The organism is Corallococcus terminator (assembly GCF_003611635.1).
GTDB lineage: Bacteria > Myxococcota > Myxococcia > Myxococcales > Myxococcaceae > Corallococcus > Corallococcus terminator.
Window position 1 is genome coordinate 1 of sequence record NZ_RAVZ01000242.1, and the last position, 15,553, is coordinate 15,553.

General features: G+C 70.2%; 10 protein-coding genes and 2 pseudogenes. 9 read left to right on the forward strand and 3 right to left on the reverse strand.

The features are described from left to right. The 8 genes and pseudogenes from D7V88_RS43155 to D7V88_RS28555 all read left to right on the forward strand — a co-directional run. Positions 1-300, forward strand: a pseudogene (locus tag D7V88_RS43155) (serine/threonine protein kinase); the annotation flags it as partial. 200 nt (positions 301-500) lie between these two features. After that, the gene (locus tag D7V88_RS28525; protein WP_120543784.1) at positions 501-1,025 is read left to right on the forward strand and encodes a MerR family transcriptional regulator; all 525 of its coding nucleotides are present in this window, start codon (positions 501-503) and stop codon (positions 1,023-1,025) included. A gap of 54 nt (positions 1,026-1,079) precedes the next feature. Continuing rightward, a complete protein-coding gene (locus D7V88_RS28530) occupies positions 1,080-1,574 on the forward strand; it encodes a sigma factor-like helix-turn-helix DNA-binding protein (protein ID WP_120537888.1) in 495 nt (164 codons plus the stop codon). Between the two features lie 108 nt (positions 1,575-1,682). Further along, a complete protein-coding gene (gene purH / locus D7V88_RS28535) occupies positions 1,683-3,227 on the forward strand; it encodes a bifunctional phosphoribosylaminoimidazolecarboxamide formyltransferase/IMP cyclohydrolase (protein WP_120543785.1) in 1,545 nt (514 codons plus the stop codon). Positions 3,228-3,231: 4 nt separating this feature from the next. Beyond that, complete coding sequence (locus D7V88_RS45250; protein WP_120543786.1) at positions 3,232-6,183, forward strand: zinc-ribbon domain-containing protein; 2,952 nt, start codon at positions 3,232-3,234, stop codon at positions 6,181-6,183. A gap of 1 nt (position 6,184) precedes the next feature. Next, positions 6,185-7,444 carry a phosphoribosylamine--glycine ligase gene (gene purD / locus D7V88_RS28545; protein ID WP_120543787.1) on the forward strand — a complete coding sequence of 420 codons (1,260 nt, stop codon included), beginning with the start codon at positions 6,185-6,187 and terminating at the stop codon, positions 7,442-7,444. After that, the gene (locus tag D7V88_RS28550; RefSeq protein WP_120543788.1) at positions 7,441-8,553 is read left to right on the forward strand and encodes an LptF/LptG family permease; all 1,113 of its coding nucleotides are present in this window, start codon (positions 7,441-7,443) and stop codon (positions 8,551-8,553) included. The genes purD and D7V88_RS28550 overlap by 4 nt, the downstream gene beginning before the upstream one ends. Then, the gene (locus D7V88_RS28555) at positions 8,550-9,665 is read left to right on the forward strand and encodes an LptF/LptG family permease (protein ID WP_120543789.1); all 1,116 of its coding nucleotides are present in this window, start codon (positions 8,550-8,552) and stop codon (positions 9,663-9,665) included. Before D7V88_RS28550 ends, D7V88_RS28555 begins: the two co-directional genes overlap by 4 nt. 21 nt (positions 9,666-9,686) lie before the next feature. On the opposite strand, the gene D7V88_RS28560 is transcribed toward D7V88_RS28555, so the two are convergent. From D7V88_RS28560 to D7V88_RS28570, 3 genes are all read right to left on the reverse strand, one after another. After that, entirely contained in the window at positions 9,687-10,862 is a 1,176-nt protein-coding gene (locus D7V88_RS28560; RefSeq protein WP_120543792.1) for an acetate/propionate family kinase, read from the reverse strand. Further along, positions 10,859-13,219 carry a phosphoketolase family protein gene (locus D7V88_RS28565; RefSeq protein WP_120543790.1) on the reverse strand — a complete coding sequence of 787 codons (2,361 nt, stop codon included), beginning with the start codon at positions 13,217-13,219 and terminating at the stop codon, positions 10,859-10,861. The genes D7V88_RS28560 and D7V88_RS28565 overlap by 4 nt, the downstream gene beginning before the upstream one ends. 178 nt (positions 13,220-13,397) lie before the next feature. Next, positions 13,398-14,867 (reverse strand): MDR family MFS transporter, encoded by a 1,470-nt coding sequence (locus D7V88_RS28570; RefSeq protein ID WP_120543791.1) that lies wholly within the window; start codon positions 14,865-14,867, stop codon positions 13,398-13,400. 185 nt (positions 14,868-15,052) lie between these two features. Between D7V88_RS28570 and D7V88_RS28575 the strand changes: the two are divergent. Further along, positions 15,053-15,553: pseudogene (locus D7V88_RS28575) on the forward strand (O-antigen ligase domain-containing protein); the annotation flags it as partial.

Consider the following 15,553-nt stretch of genomic DNA (forward strand, 5'->3'; position numbering starts at 1 on the left):
CCGGTGAAGAGCGTCCCCGCTGGCTCGGCGACCCCCGCAACCACCACCGCCGCCCCGGCTCCGCCCACGGAGGACCCGGCCAAGGCCCTGGGAACGCTCCAGGTCAGCGCCAATCCGTACGCGACGGTCTACCTGGGCTCCAAGCGGCTGGGAGATGTGCAGGGCCGCGCGTCCTACAAGGTGGCGCCCGGCACCTACAAGCTGACCTTCCAGCACCCCATGGGCGGCAGGACGTACACCGTCATCGTCCCCGCCAACGGCACCGTGGCGCAGGAGTTCCGCGCCCCGAAGGGCCGCTGACCCGACCGTCTCCCCCTGCCTGACCGGTGGGGGTCGAGGCAGCCGGCCGCCGTTCTTCGCCCCAATCCATCACCCCCCGTGTGTTCAGCCTCCGGACCGGGCGTCGGACAGACGACGTCCGCCCGCACGCCTGCTCGTCGTTCTTGACGAATGACGCGCGAATCTGGCACCTATGCGGTCCATTCAGTAGCCTCTATTCAATGGAATCGATGGACCTGCTGGCGCCCGAGGAGCTCGAACGGATCGAGCGCGAAAACGCCGGGGGTCTGCCCGCGAACGCGATTTTGGAAATCTTCCGGCCCCGGGGCGTGAGGCTCTCGGAGGCGACGTTCCGGAAGTACGTCCAGGCAGGGCTCCTGCCTCGCAGCCGCCGCGTGGGCCGCAAGGGGAAGCACCAGGGCAGCCTGGGGCTCTACCCGGTGGAAGCGGTCCGCCGCATCAATGTCATCAAGAAGATGATGGCCGAGGGACACACCCTGGAGGACATCCGTCGCTCCTTCGTGTTCCACCGCAACCACATCGACCAGCTCCAGCGGGACCTGGCGGAGGTGCTGGACGGGTTCCAGGAGGAGCTGGGAGGACGGCCTCCAGGAGGAGAACGCAGGAGGTCACTCGAAGCCCAGTTGGCAACGCTCCGGCAACGGGCGCAGGATCTGGTCCGGGATGTCGCCCGCCTGGGCAGCGCCGTCACGGCGCGCGAAGACGAAACGCTCCGGTCGCAATAGGATGCCCCCCAGGGTCCTGTTGAACCGGGTAGACTCCACACATCTGGAGGAATCATGTCGGAAGTGAAGCAGCTGCAGGAGGGCGAGGGGGGAGGAGGCGAGGAGGAGCTGCCAGCGGAACGACGGCGCTCCAAGACCATGTCGCGCAAGGAGATGGCGCGCGACCTGCGCCGTCGCAGGCTCGCCGGCCAGTTGGACCCGGAGGAGGCGGAGACCCTCAAGCTCGTGGACGAGCAGCGGCCCCGCACGCGCGCGGACTGCATCAACGGCCCCCGGCCGTGTCTCTTCGTGTCCTGCAAGCACAACCTGTACCTGGACGTGAACCCGGAGACGGGCTCCATCAAGCTCAACTTCCCGGACAAGGAAATCACCGAGCTGGAGCACACCTGCGCCCTGGACGTGGCGGAGAAGGGTGGCATCACGCTCGAGGAGGTGGGGGAAATCATGAACCTCACCCGCGAGCGCATCCGTCAGGTGGAGACGCGCGGCCTGATGAAGCTGCGTGAAGCCGTGGACGAAGAGCCGCCCGTGTCTGCTCGCAAGCCCTGAAGTCGGGCCTGTGTGTCGTGTCGTCTCTGGGGTGACGTGTTGCGTTGACACCCCAGGGGGTGGTTGCTAGGACCCGCGCCACCCCCCACCGCATCCCGAGGCGCACACGTGCTGGCTCTCCTGAGCGTTTCCGACAAGCGCGGTCTGGTTCCCTTTGCCCAGGGCCTCGTCCGGCTGGGCTACCAACTGCTGTCCACCGGCGGCACCCTGGAGGCCCTGAAGGCCGCCAGCATCCCCGCCACCCAGGTGTCCGAGCACACGCAGAGCCCCGAAATCCTTGGCGGCCGCGTGAAGACGCTCCACCCCCGCATCCACGGCGGCATCCTCGGCCGCCCCGACCTGGAAAGCGACAGGGCGGAGATGGCGGCCCACCGCATCGAGCCCATCTCACTGGTGGTGGTGAACCTCTACCCGTTCCGCAAGACGGTGGCGTCGGGCGCGGCGGAGGACGACATCATCGAGAACATCGACATCGGCGGGCCGGCGATGGTCCGCGCGTCGGCGAAGAACTTCAAGCACGTGGCCGTGGTGGTGGACCCGGACGACTACGCGCCGGTGCTCGCGGAGATTGAAGGCCACAAGGCGGTGGGTGAGGAGACGCGCCGGCGGCTGATGCGCAAGGCGTTCGCGCACACGGCGGCCTACGACGCGTCCATCTCCGGGTGGCTGGCGGGCGAGGCCCAGGAGCCGTTCCCCCAGGAGCTGTCCCTGGCGTTCCAGAAGGTGCAGGGGCTGCGCTACGGGGAGAACCCGCACCAGCGCGGCGCCTTCTACCGCGAGTTCCAGACGCCGAAGGAGCCGTCGGTGGCGTTCGCGAAGGTGCTCCAGGGCAAGGAGCTCTCGTACAACAACATCCTGGACCTGGACGCGGCCCTGGGGCTGGTCCTGGAGTTCCCGGAGAAGCCCTGCGCGGTGGTCATCAAGCACAACACCCCGTGCGGCGTGGCGGTGGACGACGTGCTGGAGAAGGCCTACCGCACCGCCCGCGCGGTGGATGAGACGTCCGCCTTCGGCGGCATCGTGGCCTTCAACCGCGAGGTGGACGAGGCCGTGGCCAGGGCCATGGCGGAGACCTTCCTGGAGGCGGTCATCGCGCCTTCGTATTCGGCGGCGGCGCTCCAGGTGCTCGCGACCAAGAAGAACCTGCGCCTGCTGGAGGCCGGCCCGGAGCTGGCGTCGCCTGGCGCCCGACCGCGTCCCCAGGTGGACGCCCGGAGCGTGTCGGGCGGCATGCTGCTGATGGACCGGGACGCGGTGGAGCCGCCCCTGGAGTGGAAGGTCGTCTCCAAGCGCGCCCCCACGCCAGAGGAGGAGCAGGCCCTGCGCTTCGCCTGGAAGGTGTGCAAGCACGTGAAGAGCAACGCCATCGTGTTCGCGGCCGGGCACCAGTTGCTCGCCCAGGGCGGCGGGCAGACGAACCGGGTGGATTCGGTCCGCATCGCGATGACGCGGGGCGGCGAGGCCCTCAAGGGCAGCGCGGTGGCTTCGGATGCCTTCTTCCCCTTCCGGGACGGGCTGGACGAGGCGGCCCGGGCAGGGGCGACGGCGGTCATCCAGCCGGGTGGGTCCGTTCGTGACGCGGAGGTGATTGCAGCCGCCGACGAACATGGGATGGCCATGGTGGTAACGGGAGTGCGACACTTCCGGCACTAACTTCATGCGCATCGTCTGTCAGAAATGCGCGGCGGCCTACGCGATCGACGATCGGTTGATCACGGCCAAGGGCGTCCGCGCGCAGTGTCCCCGTTGCCGGCACCTCCAGCTCGTGAAGCGGGAGGCGTCTGCCGCGTCGGTGACGGCGTCCCCTCCTGAAGGCGCGGCTCCCGCCGCTCCCGAGCCGAAGCGTCCTCCGGCCGCACCGGCGCCCCCCGTCGCACGGGAGCCCCGAAGCAATCCGGCCGCCGCGAAGGCCCCGGAGGCCTCGGACCTCTTCGGCGACCTGGGCTCCATGCCGGAGCTCGGGCCTCCCAGGGACGCGGATCCGTTCGCGGACCTGGGGCCTCAGGCGTCCTCGCCCTCCCGGAGCGAGCCGGCCGCGAAGTCCGCGCCGCCGCCCGCGCGCAAGGAGCCGGCCGCGAAGCCTGCTCCGCCGCCGCCCGCCGGGCCCGCGCCTTCGCTCGCGCTGCCGGCGGACCCGCTGCTCGACTTCCTGGGCCCTCCGCCGAGTGACCTCGGGCGGGATGGGGCTTCCCCGGTAGCTGCGAGCGCGTCCTCTGCCGGGGGCGTGTCGCTGGGGCGCATGTCCGCGCGCGCGCCGGCCGCCGCGCCCGCGAAGGCGGAGACGCACGCGAACTGCCGCTCGTGCGGCAAGGTGCTGGCGGACCCGTTCGACCAGGCCCTGGGCGTCTGTGACGACTGCCGGCAGCGTGACCCGATGGGGTCCTCCGAGGCCTCGGTGGTGGTGGCGCCCCAGGCGCTCGACACGTCCTCCGGGGGCGACCTCGAGCTGCCGATGATGAGCAACCTGGACCCCTCCAAGGCGTCGTCGGGGGGAGACCTGGACCTCGCGGGCGGCTCGCAGGCGTCGGGGGAGGACCTGCGCCTCGCGGGCGCCACGGCGCTGTCGCCGGATGCCCGCATCAGCTCGGTGAAGCCCGCGCGGACCTCGCACATCACGGCCGCCCCGGTGCGGACCGCCCAGCGCACGGGGGCCGGAGGCGGGTCGCGCTCCCTGGCCGCGGGCCTGCTCGTGGTGGTGCTCCTGGGAGGCGGCGCCGCGGCTGGATACTTCCTGCTCTACAAGCCCTGGCAGGAGAAGGCCGCCCGGGCCGCCCTTCCGGCCGCTCCGACCACCATCCCCCCTGCGGTGATGGCGGCGGTGAGCAACTGGAAGCTCCAGTTCCTGGAGTTGATGGGCACCAGCCAGGATCACCTCGCGGCGGGACAGCAACAGCTCGCGAAGGACCAGCGCGTCGCGTACGCGGAGGCCGAGGAGTCCTTCCAACAGGCGCTGCTCCTGGACCCGCGCAGCACCGACGCCATCGCCGGCTACGTGCAGGCGCTGGCGCTCGGACGCGGTCCCGGCATGGACGACGCCACCTTCGAGGAGGCGCGTGGCCTCATCCGGGCCGCCGAGGACATGGCGGGCAGGACGCCCGCGCTGCTCGTCGCGCACGCGAACCTGCTGCTGTCCCGCTCTCGCGTGGCGGGCAATCTGGAAGAGGCCTCCATCCTCGCGAAGGCGGTGCTGGCCCAGCCCACGGCGCTCGATGCGCACAAGGCGGAGGCGCACCTGGTGCTGGGCCGTGCCCAGGTGGCCACGTCGCGCGAGCTGGCGAACAAGGCGTTCGACGAAGCCCGCCAGTTGGCGCCGGGCCTCAAGCGCGTGGACTACTACAGCGCGCTCGCCCACGAGCAGGCCGGTCAGTACGGGCTGGCGCTCAAGATGCTGGGCCGCCGGCTGGAGCTGGATCCGCAGGACTGGGACAGCCTGGAGGCGTCCGCCCGCATCTACGTGGAGGTCGGGGAGACGGGCCGCGCCCGCAAGCTGTACGAGGACCGCGTGAAGGCGAACGCGGGGGACGTGCGTGCGTCCATCGCGCTGGCCGTGCTGCGCTACCAGGCGGAAGACGATGCGCGCCTGGCGGTGCGCGAGCTGCGGGCCCTGGCGAAGAACGTGTCGCGCTACGGGCCTCGGGAGGCCTCCGAAATCTGGGGACACCTGGCGGCGGCGGAGCGCACCGCGGGCAACGCCGACGGCGCGGTGAAGGCCGCGGACGAGGCCCTGAAGGTGATGAAGGACCTTCCGGAGGCCCACCTGCAGTTGTTCCTGGTGGCGCTCGCGCGCAAGGACGCGGCGAAGGCCCGGGGACACCTGAAGGGCTTCCAGGGCCGGTTGGAGGACTCCGCGCTGGAGCAGGTGTTGGTGGGCCGGGTGCTGCTGCTGGAGCAGAACGCGGTGGCGGCCCAGGAGCACTTCCTGAAGGCGGGCGTGCTGGATGACCGGCGCCTGGACTCGCAGTTGCTCGCGGGCGTGGCGGTGGCCAGCACGAAGCAGCGTGAGGAGGCCTTCCGCCTGTTCTTCGGCGTGCTGGAGGCGCGCAAGTGGGATCCGATGCGGCTCGCGCCGCGACCCGCGCTGACGCGCTTCTGGCTGCGGCCTGGCGACACGCTGGCCGGGGTGGAGGGCGTGGTGCAGGCCCTGAGCTCGCGTCCGGACGATGTGCAGCCCGTGCTGTACGAAGGACTCGTGCGCTACTACCAGGGCGACCTGCCGGGCGCGGATCGCCTGTTCCGCGCGGTGGTGGACACCGGCGTGAACAACGGCGGTGCGCTGGCCTACCGGTCGCTCATCGCGCTGGACGCGAAGTCCGCGCAGGCCCTTCCGCTCGCGGAGAAGGCGGTGGCCCTGGAGCGCAGCCTGCCGATGGCGCTCCTGTCGCTGGGGCTCGCGCAGGCGGAGGCCGGCGACGTGGAGCTGGCGAAGCGCACGGTGGGTTCGGTGTTGAGGTTGTCCCCGACGATGCTTTCGGCGCAGACCCACCTGGCGGAGCTGGAAGTGGCCGCGCAGCCAGAGGTCGCACGCGCGATGCTGCTGAAGGTCGTGGGGCTGGATCCCGCCTACTTCCCGGCGAAGGCGCTGCTGTTCAAGCTGGACAAGCGAGGTTGACGTGAAGGTCCTGTTGCTGGGGTCGGGCGGCCGCGAGCACGCGCTCGCGTGGAAGCTGGCCCAGAGTCCCCGCCTCTCCCGGCTCTTGTGTGGCCCGGGCAATCCCGGCACGGCGCGGTGGGGCACCAACGTGCCCCTGCAGGCGGACTCGCCGGAGGCCGTCGTGTCGCTGGCGCGCCGCGAGGGTGTGGACCTGGTGGTGGTGGGCCCGGAGGCGCCGCTGGTCGCGGGCGTCGCGGACGCGCTGGCGCAGGTGGACATCCCGTGCTTCGGCCCGGTGGCCGCGGCCGCGCGCATCGAAGGCTCCAAGGCCTTCGCCAAGGAGATCATGGCGGAGGCGGGCGTGCCCACCGCGGCCTTCCGCGTCTTCACCGACGCGGCCCAGGCGGAGGCGTACGCCGTCCAGCAGGGCCGCATCGTGGTGAAGGCGGACGGGCTGGCGGCGGGCAAGGGCGTCATCGTCGCGCCGGATGCGCAGGCCGCGCGCGAGGCGGTGCGCGCGGTGGCGGCGCTGGGACAGGCTGGCCAGCGGATGGTGCTGGAGGAGCTGCTGGAGGGCGAGGAGGTGTCGCTGATGGCCCTGTGCGACGGCGAGCGCTACGTGCTCCTGCCGCTGTCGCAGGACCACAAGCGGGTGGGCGAAGGCGACACGGGCCCGAACACCGGCGGCATGGGCGCGTACTGCCCGGCGCCGTTCCTCACCGCCGAACAACTGGCCCAGGTGGGCGAGCAGGTCATCGCGCCCACGCTGGCCGTGCTGCGCAAGCGGGGCACGCCGCTGCGCGGGGTGCTGTACGCGGGGCTGATGCTGACGGCCTCGGGGCCCAAGGTGCTGGAGTTCAACGCGCGCTTCGGGGACCCGGAGACGCAGGTCCTGATGATGCAGTTGGACGAGGACGTGCTGCCGCTCCTGGACGCCTGCGCGCGGGGCACGCTCGAGCCCCGGACGCTGGCGCAGAACTCCGGCTATTCGGTGGGCGTGGTGTTGGCGGCGGAGGGCTATCCGGAGACGCCGAAGAAGGGCCAGCGCATCGAAGGCCTGGAGGCGGTGCCATTCAACGCGCCGGTGTTCCTGGCGGGCGTGGCGAAGCAGGACGGCGCGCTGGTGACGGCGGGCGGGCGCGTGCTGACGGTGTGCGCGCGCGGCGAGGACCTGGCCAAGGCGCGCGAGCGGGCCCTGGCGTCGGCGGAGATGGTGCGCTTCGAAGGCAAGCACTTCCGCCGCGACATTGGCGTGAGAGGGCTTCGGACGCGGCCGTGAAGCTGCTGGCGCGCTACCTGCTCAAGGAACTGCTCGTCCCCCTGGGTGTGTGGGTGGCGTTCATGTTCCTCTTGCTGTTCGTCATGCAGTTCCTGCGGGGCACGGACGTGCTGCTGGGCTCGGCGGTGACGCTGAGCGACCTGGGCCGGCTCGTCGCGTACCTGGCGCCGCACTTCCTGGTGATGGCGCTGCCCATCGCGTTCCTCCTGGCCATCCTGCTGGGCCTGGGACGGTTGGGCGAGGACCGGGAGCTGACATCGCTCCAGGCGCTGGGCATCAGCCCGCTCCAACTGCTGGCGGCGCCCCTGGGCGTGGGCCTGGCGCTGAGCGCGTTCATGGTGCTGCTCACGTCCACGGTGGAGCCCTGGGGGCTCACGGGCGTGAAGGAGCTGGTGGGTGAGGTCATCCAGAAGAACGTCGCGGGCGACGTGAAGTCCGGCGTCTTCTACGAGGACCTGAGCGACCTCACGCTGTACGCGCAGAAGGTGGCGCCCAACGGGGGCGGGTGGACGAACGTGCTGTTGCACGACGACCGGGACCCCAGCTCGCCGCTGCTGGTGCTGGCGCACCGGGGCCGGGTGGGCACGTCGGAGCGGGGCGAGGCGCTGACCATCGAATTGCAGGAGGGCGAGGTGCACCGCGCCAACAATTCGTCGGTCGACGCGAGCGTCGTCTCCTTCGAGAAGGCGCAGATCAACGTGGGGTTGGGCGGTTCGCTGTCGCGGCGCAACCGGTTCCGTTCGCCCAAGGAGGAGCTGACGCCGGTGGAGTTGCTGGCGGCGGCGAAGGACGCGGAGGAGCGCAAGGAAGACCCGCGGCCGTTCCTGATGGCGCTGCACAGCCGGTTGGGCAACGCGGTGGCGCCGGTGGCGTTCGCGCTGCTGGCCACGCCGCTGGCCATCGGCCGCAAGCAGGCGGGCCGCGCCTGGGGCTACCTGCTGACGCTGGGGGGCTACGTCCTCTACTACCTGATGAGCCGCGCGTTCGAGCAGATGGGCCAGAGGGGCCAGATGCCGGTGCTCGTCGCGGGGCAGCTCGCCAACGTGCTGTTCATGGTGGTGGGCGCGGTGGCGCTGTACCGGGTGACGCGCTCGGGAACGGTGCGATGAAGGGCCTGCTGTTCGGCTACGTGGTGCGCGCGTACGTGCGCTACACGCTGGGCATCCTGGCGGGCGTGGTGGCGGTGTTCCTGGTGGTGGACTTCGTGGACCGCGCGAAGGCCTACGGGGGCGAGGGCTGGGTGTGGGACGTGCTCAAGCTCTACGGCTACAAGGCGCTGGTGACGGTGCAGCAGTTGGGGCCGGCGGCGCTCTTGCTGGCGGCGGGCACCACGGTGTCGGCGCTGCGCAAGAAGGGCGAGGTGACGGCGCTCCGGGCGCTCACCTTCGGCCCCGCGGCGCTCTACCTGCCGGTGGGCCTGTGCGCGCTGGTGGCGTGTCTGGGGCTGGTGCTCTTCGATGAGACGGTGGCCGCTCGGGCGGGCCGGCGCGTGGATGAAATCACCACGCAGCGCTTCAACAAGTGGGGGGACTGGCGCCTCTACTACACGCCGAAGCAGTGGTTCCGGCGGGGCGACAACATCTTCTTCCTGCGGGGCGGCGACGCGCAGGAGGGCTTCGAGAACGTCTCCATCTTCACGCTGACGCCGGAGTTCAAGCTGCGGCGGCGCGTGGATGCGGGGCGGATGCGCTCGCTGGAGGGCAACCGCTGGGAGATGACGGACGTGGTGGAGCGCACCTTCACGGACGATGGGCGCACGACGGTCCAGCAGCAGCCGAGTGCCGAGTACGAGCTGGGCGTGGGCGCGACGACGTTCCGCATCCGTCCGGGCCGGCCGGAGCAGATGCGCCTGGGCGAATTGAGGGATCAGATCGCCGCGCGCGCGGAGGTGGGACTGGCGACGCGGGGCTTCCAGCTCGCGTGGCACAACCGGTTCGCCTACGCGCTGTCGGGACTGCCCGCGGCCCTGCTGGCGGTGGGGCTCGCGCTGCGCACGAACCGGCGGGGGCACCTGACGGCGGCCGTGGTGGAGGGCCTGCTCATCGCCGTGGCGATGTGGGGCCTGATGGTGGTGTCGCGCACGCTCGTGCTCACCGAACGGTTGGCGCCCTCCGTGGCGGCCTGGATGCCGACGGCGTTGTTGACCCTGGCGGCGGGTGCCCTGTGGCTGCGCCGTGAGGGCTTGCTGCACCTGCCGCGAAGGCGGAACGCGGCGAAGTAGCAGGGCGCGGTTGGTAGGGACTCAACCGCGAAGGAGTCGGCGCGTGTGCCGGGCGAGCTGTCCTTCCTCGTCACTGGGAAGCACCCGCACTGGACACATGGACGCCGGTGAAGAGATGACCTCCGCACCTTCGTCATTGCGCCGCGCATCGAGCGTGATGCCCAGATGTCCCAGCGTCGCGCAGACGCGCTGGCGCACGGAGGCACTGTTCTCCCCGATGCCCCCCGTGAACACGAGCAGGTCCAGGCCCCCTAGCACCGCCGCGTAGGCCCCCACCGTCTTGGCGATGCTCCGGGTGAAGACCTCCACCGCGAGCGCCGCCGCCGCGTCGCCCGCCGCCGCGTCGCGCGTGAGCGCCTGCATGTCGCTGGTCCCCTCCGACAGTCCCTTGAGCCCGGCGTCGTGGTTCACCATCGCTTCGAGCCCCTCCGCGTCCAGTCCCCCCGTGCGCAGCAGGTACACGAGCACGCCCGGATCCAGGTCGCCCGTGCGGGTCCCCATGGGAATGCCCCCCGTGGGCGTGAAGCCCATCGACGTGTCGACGGAGCGACCCTTCTCAAGCGCTACGAGGCTCGCCCCATTGCCCAGGTGGGCCACCACCGTGCGCTCCGGTACCGAGGGGGCCAGCCGCGCGACGATGGATTCATATGACAGGCCATGGAAGCCATACCGCTGCACGCCCTGGTCGCGCACGGACCGGGGCAGGGCCAGGGTCGAGGCGACCGGGGGCAGGGTGGCGTGGAAGGCCGTGTCGAAGCACGCGAACTGCGGCACGCCGGGGTAGCGCGCCTGCGCGGCCCGGATGAGCGCGAGCGCCGACGGGATGTGCAGCGGCGCGAAGTGCGTGGCGTCTTCCAGCGTCTTCAAAACCTCCGGAGTGAGGGCCTGGTGCTGGCGCAGCCGGGGACCGCCGTGCACCACCCGGTGCCCGATGGCGCGGGGCTGCCCACCACCGGCCTCCTCCAGGTGTCGCACGGCCTCGCGGAAGGCGTCCTCCTGCGACGGATGCCGCACGTCCACGGCGCGCACCTGCCGGCCCTCGCCATCCTTGAGGACGAACCGGCCCGTTTCCGCGCCGATGTGATTGGCGCTGCCCTTGAACCGCACGGTCTCCAGGCCCGAGTGCTCGACGTAGAGCCCGAACTTCAGCGACGACGAGCCACTGTTGATGACCAGCACCGCGCCGGAATCCCTCATCGCGCGGTCCACTTCCAGTCGCGGACCTCCGGCATGTCCTCGCCGTGCTCCGACACGTAGAGCTTGTGCTGCTGGCGCACCTCGGAGAAGCGCTGCTCCGCGTCGTCCCGCCGGTGGCGTGCGGCGGGCGAGTGCCGGATGGCCGCCAGCGCCAGCGTGAAGCGGTCCATGTCGTTGAGCACGGTCATGTCGAAGGGGGTGGTCGTGGTGCCCTCCTCCTTGTAGCCGTGCACGTGGATGTTGGCGTGGTTGGCCCGGTTGTACGTGAGCTTGTGCACGAGCGTCGGGTAGCCGTGGAACGCGAAGATGACCGGCTTGTCCGTGGTGAACAGGCGGTTGAAGTCCTCTTCGTTGAGGCCATGCGGGTGGCTGCTCACCGGCGCGAGCGTGAAGACATCCACCACGTTGACGACGCGCACCTTCAACTCTGGCGCCCACGCGCGCAGGAGCGTCACCGCGGCCATCGTCTCCAGGGTGGGCACGTCGCCCGCGCAGGCCATCACCACGTCGGGGTCGCCGTCGTCATTGCCAGCCCAGTCCCACGCGCCAATGCCCGCCGAGCAGTGGCGCACGGCGCTCTCCATGTCCATCCACACGGGCGCAAGCTGCTTGCCCGCGATGATGAGGTTCACGTAGTTCTTCGAGCGCAGACAGTGGTCCGCCACGGACAGGAGCGTGTTCGCGTCCGGTGGCAGGTAGATGCGCACCGTGTCCGCCTTCTTGTTGGCCACATGGTCGATGAAGCCCGGGTCCTGGTGGGAGAACCCGTTGTGGTCCTGCCGCCACACGTGCGAGCTGAGCAGGTAGTTCAGCGACGCGATGGGCTTGCGCCAGGGCAGCTCCTTCGCGGATTTGATCCACTTGGCGTGCTGGTTGAACATCGAATCGATGATGTGGATGAACGCCTCGTAGCAACTGAAGAAGCCGTGGCGTCCGGTGAGCAGGTAGCCCTCCAGCCATCCCTGGCAGAGGTGTTCGCTCAAGACCTCCATCACCCGTCCGTCGGCGGAGAGGTTCTCGTCCGTGGGCTCCTGCTTCGCGTCCCAGGCCTTGCCGCTGACCGTGTAGACATCCTGGAGCCGGTTGGAGGCGTTCTCGTCCGGCGCGAACATGCGGAAGTTGCGCGCGTCCAGGTTGTTGCGCATCACGTCCCGCAGGTAGCCGCCCAGCACCTTCGTGGCGCTGACCTCCTTCGAGCCGGGAACGCCCGGGTCGATGGCGTAGTCGCGGAAGCCCGGCAGCACGAGCGGCACGAGCAACTGGCCGCCGTTGGCGTGGACGTTGACGCCCATGCGCAGGCGTCCCTTGGGGGCGATGTCCGCCAGCTCTTCGCGGAAGGTGCCCTGGGCGTCGAAGAGCTCGCGGGGCCGGTAGCTGTGGAGCCACGCTTCAAGGATTTTCAGGTGCGCGGGGTTGGTGCGCACCTCCTCCAGGGGCACCTGATGGGCGCGCCAGGTGCCTTCCACCGGCTTGCCATCCACCTCATGCGGGCCGGTCCACCCCTTGGGGGTGCGCAGCACGAGCATGGGCCAGCGGGGGCGGGTGGAGTCCTTGTTCTCCCGTGCGTGGCGTTGGATGCGGAGGATTTCGGCGTAGAGCAGGTCGAGGAGCGCCGCCATCTCCTGGTGCATCGTCTTCGGGTCGTTGCCCTCCAGGAAGAAGGGCTGGTAGCCGTAGCCCCGGAAGAGGGCTTCCAGTTCGTCCGCGTCGATGCGGGCGAGCACCGTGGGGTTGGCGATCTTGTACCCGTTGAGGTGCAGGATGGGCAGCACGGCGCCGTCGGTGATGGGATTGATGAACTTGTTGGAATGCCAGCTCGCGGCGAGCGCGCCCGTCTCCGCCTCGCCGTCGCCGACGACGCAGGGGACGATGAGGTCCGGGTTGTCGAAGACGGCGCCGTACGCGTGGAGCAGGGAGTAGCCCAGCTCACCGCCCTCGCTGATGGAGCCGGGGACTTCGGGCGCGTCGTGGCTGGGGACGCCGTAGGGCCAGGAGAACTGGCGGAACAGGCGCTTCATGCCGTCGCGGTTGCGCTCGATGTTGGGATACAGCTCCGTGTAGGAGCCTTCGAGGAACGTGTTGGCGATGATGCCGGGCGCGCCGTGGCCGGGGCCAATCAGATACATCATGTTGGCCCGGTGCCGCCGGATGATGCGGTTCAGGTGCACATAGATGAAGTTGAGGCCCGGTGTGGTGCCGAAGTGCCCGAGCAGCCGGGGCTTGATGTCCTCCACCGTGAGGGGGCGCTCCAGGAGCGGGTTGTCCTTCAAGTAGATCTGCCCGACGGAGAGGTAGTTCGCCGCGCGCCAATAGGCGTCGATCTTCTCCAGCTCGGCTTCGCTCAGCGGACCCGGCATCGGTGTCATCCCCTGCGGAAGAAGGCTTTCCGCATCCTTGGGGGACCAGACTCCAGCCGTTCCTTGTCGTGCAATGCCCTCTGACGCGAAACGTCGCGCGGGTTGCCCTTCAGGCCGGGGACTGTGTCAGCGCAATGACAGTCGCATGACGTGACGACGGGCTCCGGCGCGGCCCGCCTCAGTGGGTCGCGGTGACGTCGGACATGTTCACCGGTGTGGTGACGCGCTTCACCTTGGGGAAGAACAGTCCAGCGGAGAACGCGGCGACGGTCGCCGCGCACATGATCCAGAAGTTGATGGCGAGGCCGGTGCTCAGCGCCCCGCTGAGCGTCTCCAGCATGGCGGGAGGCAGGCCGCGTCCGTGCTCGGGGCCGAGCAATTCGTTGGCGGCGCTCACCGGTACGCTCGGGTCCTTCATCAGGTGCGTCACCAGCACGCCGCCCATCAACCCCACGCCCAGCGCCCCTCCGATGGTGCGGAAAAACATGTTGCTGGCCGTGGCCACGCCGCGCAGCTCCCAGCCCACGCTCGTCTGGACCGCGATGAGCAGCGCCGTGGACGTGAAGCCCATGCCAATGCCGAACAGCCCCATCGCGAGCTGCGGCACCAGCAGGGACGCTCCCGGCTTGAGCAGGAGCGCCATCAGCCCCGTGCCCACCACGGACAAGCCCAGCCCGCCAATGATGAGCGGCCGGAAGCCGGTGCGAAGCATCAGCTTGCCGGCGACGAGGCTCGCCAGCGGCCAGCCGACGATCATCGGGGTGATCATCCCGCCCGCCATGGTGGCTGAACCCCCGAGCACCCCCTGCACGTACAGCGGCACGTACGTGGTCGCTCCGAACATGGCGGCGGAGAAGAGCGCGCCCGCCATGGACGAGATGGCGATGGCGGGGATCTTGAAGATGGTCATCGGGATGACGGGCTCGGGAGCGCGCAGCTCCACGAACACGAACGCCGCGAGCAGCACGGCGGCGACGGGCAGGGCGAGCAGCGTGCGGCCGGTTCCCTGCACGCCAAACAACAGGGCCACCACGCCCGCGGACAGGAGCGCCGCGCCCGCGTAGTCGAGCTTCGCGGCCACCTTCCGCTTCAACTCCTCCTGGAAGAAGACGATGAGCAGCGCCATGACGCCCACGCCGATGGGGATGTTGATGAAGAAGACCCAGTGCCAGGTGAGGTACTTCACGATGAGGCCCCCGGTGAGAGGCCCCGCGAGCCCGGCGATGCCCCACACGGCGCTGAAGGCCCCCTGGACCTTCGCGCGCTGCTCCAGCGTGTAGATGTCCCCGATGATGGTGAGCGCGATGGGCTGCATGGCCCCGGCGCCCACTCCCTGGAGGATGCGGAAGGCGATGAGCATGTTCATCGACGTGGACAGGCCACTGGCGAGGGAACCCACGAGGAACAGGCCCGTGCCGAAGAGCAGCACTGGCTTGCGACCGTAGAGGTCCGCGAGCTTCCCGTAGATGGGAACGGTGATGGTGGACGACAGCATGTACGCGGTGAAGACCCACGCGTAGCTCTGGATGCCGCCCAGGTCGCTGACCACCGTGGGCATGGCGGTGGAGACGACGGTCATCTCCAGCGCGGCCATGAACATGCACAACGCGAGAGCGAGGGTGGTGAACGGTCGGTGGGTGGCGCGCATGGCGGGAGGTTCGGGCCCAGGGGAAAAGGTCCTGAGTAACGCGTGCCCGTCCGCGTCGCCAGGGTCAAGCGCGCCAGCACGATTCCGGACGCCGATGCCCCGGATTCCGAGGCCTGTCCGGGAGGAGGGGAAGCTCGGCGGTGGGTGAGGTAGGGTCCGGCCGCCTCGGGATGCCGGGGCGCACGATGAGCACGGATTCTCAGACGGTCGAAGGTGGGCGCTGGCGGACTGCGGTCGCCGCGGTGCTGGGGCTCTACGCGGTGGGGCTGGTGCTGGCGGAGGCCGTGCTCCAGGCGGGCGCCATCCTGGCCACGGCGCTCGCGCTGGCACTGGCGGTGACGAAGCGCCTGCGGCTTGAGAAGGACGTCCGGGCCTTCGTGGTGGCGAGCGTCGCGCTGTGCGGGTGGCAGTTGCTGTCCCCGGCGCTGGCGCTGCTGACGGGCGCGGCGACGAAGTGGCCCCGGGGCGCGAGGTACGGGCAGGCGCTGGACTCGGTGGCGGCGGCGGCGGTGGCGTGCATCGGGACGCTGGGCGTGCCGTGGTTGCTGTTGGGCGGCATCGTCGCGGGCGGGTGGTTGCTGGCGGCGGGGCTGGGGTTCTTCCAGCACCGCGTGCGCTGGCCGTGGGAGCCGCCCGCGTTCCTGAAGCTGAACCTGTCGCGCCTGCATGAGAACTTCGGCACGGAG